The following is a 6,629-nucleotide window of genomic DNA, read 5'->3' on the forward strand; positions in this document are numbered from 1 at the left end:
TAAAAGAAAAACAATCATCTGCTTCCCAAAGTAAGGAAGATCAGTTTGTCGATATGTTAGAACAGATCTCTCCTCGGGAACTGTTAGAAGACCTGTCTGGTGGGAATCGTGCATCAGATCAGGATTTGAGGCTGATCCGTGATGTGATGACAGAACAAGGACTTGCACCTGGAGTAATGAACGTCCTTGTTCACTATGTTTTGTTAAAAACAGACATGAAGTTATCCAAGGCTTATCTTGAAAAAATTGCGAGCCACTGGACTAGAAAGAATGTCACTACGGTCAGACAAGCAATGAACTTAGCCAAAGCTGAGCACCAAAAATACCAACAGTGGGGCAAACAGAAATCACAAAAAAGAAGTCAGAAGGAGGAAGTTATTCCTGCCTGGTTTCATGAACAGAAAAAAACAAATCCCCAACAACAGAGTAAAGAAGAGTCCGTGGATACGAATGATATCGCAGAGCGGATTAAGCGGTTGACGAACAAAGGAAATTGATTTGTAAAAGGTGGTGAACACCATGGAACCGATTCAAAAATCATTACAAAAATGGATGCGGAATAATAAGCTCTTCCAAGAACGCATGAACCGAATGAAGGAGGAGGTCTTCAAGTCTAAGGAAGTCATCAATCTTATGAATGAACACCCTTCCTTAACTGAGAAAGAATTGGAGACACAGCTGATTAAGCTATATGAGTATCAGACGCAGTCTAAGAACTGTGAAAAGTGCCCTTCACGTGAAGAGTGCATCAATATCCTGCCCGGATATGTACCGCGTTTAGAAGTAGAAGGCGGAACGGATGTGAAATTGGCATATGATAAATGCCGTCGTCAGCGAAAACAAGAGCAACAGCAGCATCAAAAATCTTTAGTGAAAAGTTTGCATATGCCGAGAGAAATTTTAGAAGCAACGCTGGATCGTTTAGACTTACAGGATCCAGACCGTGGTCAGGCTGTAGAAGCAACGGTCAACTATGTGGAAAGCCTTGGGGATGAACTACCGAGTAAAGGTTTATATTTTCATGGACCGTTCGGTGTCGGAAAAACGTATTTTCTCGGGGCCATTGCCAACGAACTGAGTTCAAAAAATATCCCTTCGATGATTATCTATATGCCTGAATTCGTAAGGGAGATTAAAGCTTCCATTAAAGATGATTCGATGAATGAGAAGATTGAGGCCTTCAAAGAAATTCCTGTCCTTATGCTGGATGACATTGGGGCTGAGTCCCAATCGGCATGGTTCAGAGATGAAGTTCTCGGTTCGATCCTCCAGTATCGTATGATGGAGCGACTGCCTGTATTTTTCACGTCCAACTATAACCTCGATGAACTTGAAAAAGTGTTGATGACAAGCAATCGTGGTGATGTGGAACAAGTGAAAGCGAAGCGAATCACAGAGCGCATCAGGCAGCTCAGCGAGTTGGTCCCTGTCAAAGGACGGAACCGAAGAGGCTAATTGGAAAAAACTTATCAACCAAAGCATGTTTCTCTCATCCTTTTCATAAATATAAGATGGAAAAGACAACCTTATACGTGGACATCCTGGGTCCATTTTAATGAACTTCTGAACATTACGGATAGATCAGGAGAGGAAAGTCGGGATGAGGGGGAATTACTGTGGTTTGCATACAATTTTCTAAGCGGCAAGAAGCTGATCTGTTCTATAATTCTGTGGTCAAAGAGCAAGAGCTTTGGCTGCTGAAGGATGATCTGGAATATTATGAAGTGACTTTAGAGAATGATCATAAAAGTAGTTCAACATTACGAGAGATCGTTCAAGCCTTTCTGCAAGTGATACGGACTAGAAAGTGGCTCGGCTGGATGGAAGGTGTGTTGAGGCACACCTACTATTATGAGGATCGTCGGGAAATCGAAAGAATTTTAGAAATCGGCCGCGAATTTGAAGGTGAGCCTCCATCTGGGCTGGCCATGCCTCCTGTGTATAGAAGCATTGAATCTTTTGTGAAAAATTATGTAGCATTATCTTCTATGATTAATTTCGATGAAATGTGTGCAGACTGTTTGAAAGAAACACATCGAATTATCATTGAATATACCGGATTTATCATTGATGAGTATAAGCAGGAAGAAGCTTACCAGCTATTGCTCGATTCCTGGAGATACCGCGTTCAAAACAGAGATACAGGCGTAACGCTTCTGCATCTTTATCATAACGACGGACTTACTTACTTTCATGATGAAGGAAATCCGATCAGTGAATCGGAGACTATGCTGTATATGAAGCAGTACCCAGACGAGTCAATTGAAGACCTTCCTCTGCACTGGTGCATCACGCCTGCACTCGTGCACGCCCCTGACCAGCTGATTGTATATTCGAACAAAACGGATGATCCGCACTTGGAATTGGTTCGCAATATCTTTGAAGAGAAGGCTACTTGGAAAGCTCAATCAGAATTTCCATTTAAAATGTCTTGATTTCGTTTGGATAAATGGATATAATAACCTACATATTCATGGCTATGAAAAGGACATGAACTCTAAGAGACGCATGGGTAGAGAGAGGAGTCATCGGCTGAAAGCTCCTTCGTGACGGCTTAGCAGTTTACCACCTTTGAGCTCTACTTATGAACGGAAACTAGTATTGAGTAGCGTGTGATCCGCGTTAAGGATGAATGAAGCCGCAACGATTGCGGGAATTTTGGGTGGAACCACGAGTGACAACGCTCGTCCCTTAGCTTTAATGCTAAGGGACGGGCGTTTTTTAATTATATGAAAAGGAGTGTTTTAGATGGCGAATGCGATTCAAATCAAGTTTCCAGACGGCAATGCAAAGGAGTTTGAACAAGGCACGACTGGTGAAGAAATTGCTCATTCCATTTCACCTGGCTTGAAAAAACAAGCTCTAGCTATCAAGCTGGATGGCGAACCCTATGATCTTAGACGTCCCATCGAAAAAGATGGAGCAATAGAGATTTTGACATATAAGAACCCTGAAGGAATCGAGGTGCTTCGTCACTCGACAGCCCATTTAATGGCTCAAGCGGTCAAACGTCTTTACGGTGAAGAAGTGAAATTAGGAGTAGGCCCTGTTATAGAAAATGGATTTTATTATGACATTGATATGGAGCAGTCCTTGACTCCAGAAGACTTGCCTAAAATTGAAAAAGAAATGCAAAAAATCGTTGATGAGAACCATGAAATTGAGCGCATTGAAGTATCGCGTGAAGAAGCAATAGAGAAATTCCGTGAAATCGGTGACGATCTTAAACTTGAACTTATTCAGGATATTCCAGCTGGAGAACAAGTAACAATCTATAAGCAAGGTGAATTTTTTGACCTTTGCCGTGGTGTCCACGTACCTCAGACTAGTAAAATCAAAGTGTTCAAGCTGTTGAGCATTTCCGGAGCTTACTGGCGCGGGGACAGCGACAACAAAATGCTTCAACGAATCTACGGTACAGCTTTTGAGAAAAAAGCCGGTCTCGAAGAGTATCTTCATCTTCTCGAAGAGGCAAAAGAGCGTGACCACCGTAAACTTGGAAAAGAATTGGACATTTTCACAGTAAATCAAAAAGTCGGACAGGGTCTGCCGCTTTGGCTTCCTAAAGGGGCGACAATCCGACGCACAATTGAGCGTTATATCGTCGACACAGAAGAACGACTTGGTTACGACCATGTGTACACACCTGTACTAGGTAGCGTAGATCTTTACAAAACTAGTGGACACTGGGACCACTATCAAGATGATATGTTCCCGATTATGGAAATGGATAACGAAGATCTTGTTCTTCGGCCAATGAATTGTCCGCACCATATGATGGTTTACAAAAACCAATTGCATAGTTATCGTAACTTGCCTGTCCGTATTGCTGAGCTTGGAACCATGCACCGTCATGAGATGTCTGGAGCGTTAGCGGGACTGCAGCGTGTGCGTGCCATGACATTGAACGATGCTCATATCTTTGCTCGTCCTGACCAACTGAAAGATGAATTCAAGCGTGTCGTTCGACTTGTGCAGGAAGTCTACCGTGATTTCGGCATTAACGATTACTATTTCCGTCTTTCTTATCGCGATCCGGAAGATAAAGAAAAGTATGTGGATAACGATGAAATGTGGAACAAAGCTCAGGCCATGTTGAAAGAGACAATGGAAGAGATGGAACTTGAATATGTAGAAGCAGAAGGCGAAGCGGCATTCTATGGTCCGAAGCTTGATGTTCAAGTGAAGACAGCGCTAGGGAAAGATGAAACTCTTTCAACTGTCCAATTGGACTTCCACTTGCCTGAACGCTTCGATCTGACATATGTCGGGGAGGACGGAAACGATCATCGTCCAGTCGTCATTCACCGTGGTGTCGTTTCTACAATGGAACGGTTCGTCGCCTTTCTCATTGAGGAATACAAGGGAGCTTTCCCTACATGGCTCGCACCTGTTCAAGCGAAGATCATCCCTGTTTCTGCAGATGCTCACTTGGATTATGCGAAAAAACTGGAAGACGAACTTCGTCAAGCAGGTGTGCGTGTTGAAGTGGATGAAAGAAATGAGAAAATCGGATACAAGATTCGTGAAGCTCAAATGCAGAAAGTACCATTCCAGCTTGTGGTAGGAGATCGTGAAATTGAAGATCACGGTGTAAACGTCCGCCGCTACGGAGAGCAGGATTCAGAAACAAAATCTGTTGAGAAGTTCATTGAAGAAATCCGTAATGAAATTGATCAAAAACTTTTGAAAAAATAGGATAGGACTGGAATGACGCGGGGTGATTTATAGTCCCGCGTCATTCTTTTTGAATAATGCAATTTGAAGAGCAGAAGTCGAACTTTCCTCATGTGATTTGAACTAATTTGGCGTCAGGTCGCTATGGACTAGAGATCGGCCGCTTTTCCGTCTAGTTAAGGAGCTATTCTTTTTACTAGGGTGCTATCACCGATAGAACGGGTATAATCTTTTATTGTTAAGGCTCTGTCTATGTTATCCAACTTATCAACCCTCACAAAAAACTCTTGATTTTCCGGTGCTCTTCCTTTATCCTTTTAAAAGTAGTCTCCGAAGTGGTCAACAAAGTGTTGACATCAATCATTAGGCATGCTACTATATATTAGGTAACTGAATGAACGGATCTAGAGACAAGTAGAAGCACCCGCTTCTCACCTGATCGACGCACAAAGCAGTTGGCAGGTCATAAATCCTTTTTTAAACGATAGGATAAGTGTGGGTGCAGTATGTGTGCCGACGCTTTTTTTAGTGTTTAAAAATCTTGTCGATGACAGATCTCTATAAAGGTTTTCTAAAATACGACGGAGGTGGCTCAATATTAGCAAGGATAATATGAACGTTAATGAAAAAATCCGTGCCCGCGAAGTTCGTCTAATCGATGTAAATGGGGAGCAACTTGGTATCAAATCCCGTAATGAAGCACTTGATATTGCAGCAAATGCAAATCTTGACCTCGTTATGGTTGCACCAAATGCTAAACCTCCAGTTTGCCGAGTGATGGACTACGGTAAATACCGTTTCGAGCAGCAGAAGAAAGAAAAAGAAGCTCGTAAGAAGCAGACGGTCATTAAGGTTAAAGAAGTTCGTCTTAGTCCGAACATTGAAGAGCATGATTTCAATACGAAGCTTCGTAATGCTCGCAAGTTCTTGTCGAAAGGCGATAAAGTGAAAGCATCAGTCCGTTTCCGCGGTCGTGCGATCACTCACAAAGAGCTTGGGCAAGAAGTTCTTGAGCGTATGGCTGAAGAATGTAAAGACATTGCCCAGATTGAGACCAAGCCTAAAATGGAAGGTCGCAGTATGTTCCTAATGCTTTCTCCTCTTAACGAGAAGTAAGGAACTGAATCAAGCAAAAGGAGGAAATTCACATGCCAAAAATGAAAACCCATAAAGGTTCTCAAAAACGCTTCAAAAAGACTGGAACAGGTAAGGTGAAACGTTCCCACGCTTTCACAAGCCACTTGTTCGCTAACAAATCTACAAAACAAAAGCGTAAATTGCGTAAAGATACACTAGTTTCTGCAGGAGACTACCGCCGCATCAAGCACATGCTTCCAAAAGACTAATCTAGAACGAAACATATAGGAGGGATTCCAATGCCACGAGTAAAAGGTGGAACAGTGACACGTAAACGTCGTAACCGTGTCCTTAAACTAGCAAAAGGTTATTATGGTTCAAAACACGCACTATTCAAAACAGCTAAACAGCAAGTAATGAAATCAGGTCAGTATGCTTACCGTGACCGTCGTCAGAAAAAACGTGACTTCCGTAAACTTTGGATTGCACGTATTAACGCTGCAGCACGTTTGAATGACATTTCTTACAGCCGTCTAATGCACGGACTTAAGTTAGCTGGTATCGAAGTAAACCGTAAAATGCTAGCTGATCTTGCTGTCAACGATGAGCAAGGTTTCGCAAGTCTTGCAGAGCAAGCTAAATCTGCTCTTAAATAAGAAAGCATTTAAATAGAGTAAAAAGTCATTTCCGATCGGTAGGAAATGACTTTTTTTTGTGACTTGGAGGTTACAACGTGAATTCAATTCTCGGGGTTGTCATTCTATATCAACTCGTTTTAAGTCTGTGGCTATTTTTTTTAATGGGCTATGATAAACGGAGGTCACGAAGAGAAGCGTGGCGAGTGAAGGAAAAAACGTTATGGATTGTCGCTATTT

General features: G+C 42.4%; 8 protein-coding genes and 1 other annotated feature. All 8 genes read left to right on the top strand.

The window, feature by feature from the left end; genetic code table 11:
* On the top strand, nucleotides 1-497 hold a 497-nt coding region (locus LD39_RS12370; RefSeq protein WP_035547021.1), incomplete at its 5' end, for a DnaD domain protein.
* 22 nt (nucleotides 498-519) lie between these two features.
* Complete coding sequence (gene dnaI / locus LD39_RS12375; protein WP_035547024.1) at nucleotides 520-1,455, top strand: primosomal protein DnaI; 936 nt, start codon at nucleotides 520-522, stop codon at nucleotides 1,453-1,455.
* 161 nt (nucleotides 1,456-1,616) lie between these two features.
* Nucleotides 1,617-2,435, top strand: a complete 819-nt coding sequence (ytxC, locus tag LD39_RS12380; RefSeq protein WP_035547027.1) for a sporulation protein YtxC — start codon at nucleotides 1,617-1,619, stop codon at nucleotides 2,433-2,435.
* 313 nt (nucleotides 2,436-2,748) lie between these two features.
* Nucleotides 2,749-4,698 carry a threonine--tRNA ligase gene (gene thrS / locus LD39_RS12385; protein WP_035547042.1) on the top strand — a complete coding sequence of 650 codons (1,950 nt, stop codon included), beginning with the start codon at nucleotides 2,749-2,751 and terminating at the stop codon, nucleotides 4,696-4,698.
* 385 nt (nucleotides 4,699-5,083) lie between these two features.
* Nucleotides 5,084-5,209, top strand: a sequence feature (ribosomal protein L20 leader region).
* An 80-nt stretch (nucleotides 5,210-5,289) separates the two neighbouring features.
* Nucleotides 5,290-5,793 carry a translation initiation factor IF-3 gene (infC, locus tag LD39_RS12390; protein WP_035547059.1) on the top strand — a complete coding sequence of 168 codons (504 nt, stop codon included), beginning with the start codon at nucleotides 5,290-5,292 and terminating at the stop codon, nucleotides 5,791-5,793.
* Nucleotides 5,794-5,825: 32 nt separating this feature from the next.
* Entirely contained in the window at nucleotides 5,826-6,023 is a 198-nt protein-coding gene (gene rpmI / locus LD39_RS12395) for a 50S ribosomal protein L35 (protein ID WP_014643973.1), read from the top strand.
* A 30-nt stretch (nucleotides 6,024-6,053) separates the two neighbouring features.
* On the top strand, nucleotides 6,054-6,410 hold the full coding sequence (gene rplT, locus LD39_RS12400; protein WP_035547063.1) for a 50S ribosomal protein L20: 357 nt from the start codon (nucleotides 6,054-6,056) through the stop codon (nucleotides 6,408-6,410).
* 77 nt (nucleotides 6,411-6,487) lie between these two features.
* On the top strand, nucleotides 6,488-6,629 hold a 142-nt coding region (locus tag LD39_RS23920; RefSeq protein ID WP_156112636.1), incomplete at its 3' end, for a DUF1294 domain-containing protein.

This window comes from Halobacillus sp. BBL2006 (genome assembly GCF_000786645.1).
Classification (GTDB): Bacteria; Bacillota; Bacilli; order Bacillales; family Halobacillaceae; genus Halobacillus.

Coding starts and splice junctions, on each gene's coding strand:
- dnaI (WP_035547024.1), top strand. CDS start 520: ATGGAACCGATTCAAAAATCATTACAAAAATGGATGCGGAATAATAAG.
- thrS (WP_035547042.1), top strand. CDS start 2,749: ATGGCGAATGCGATTCAAATCAAGTTTCCAGACGGCAATGCAAAGGAG.
- infC (WP_035547059.1), top strand. CDS start 5,290: ATGAACGTTAATGAAAAAATCCGTGCCCGCGAAGTTCGTCTAATCGAT.
- rpmI (WP_014643973.1), top strand. CDS start 5,826: ATGCCAAAAATGAAAACCCATAAAGGTTCTCAAAAACGCTTCAAAAAG.
- rplT (WP_035547063.1), top strand. CDS start 6,054: ATGCCACGAGTAAAAGGTGGAACAGTGACACGTAAACGTCGTAACCGT.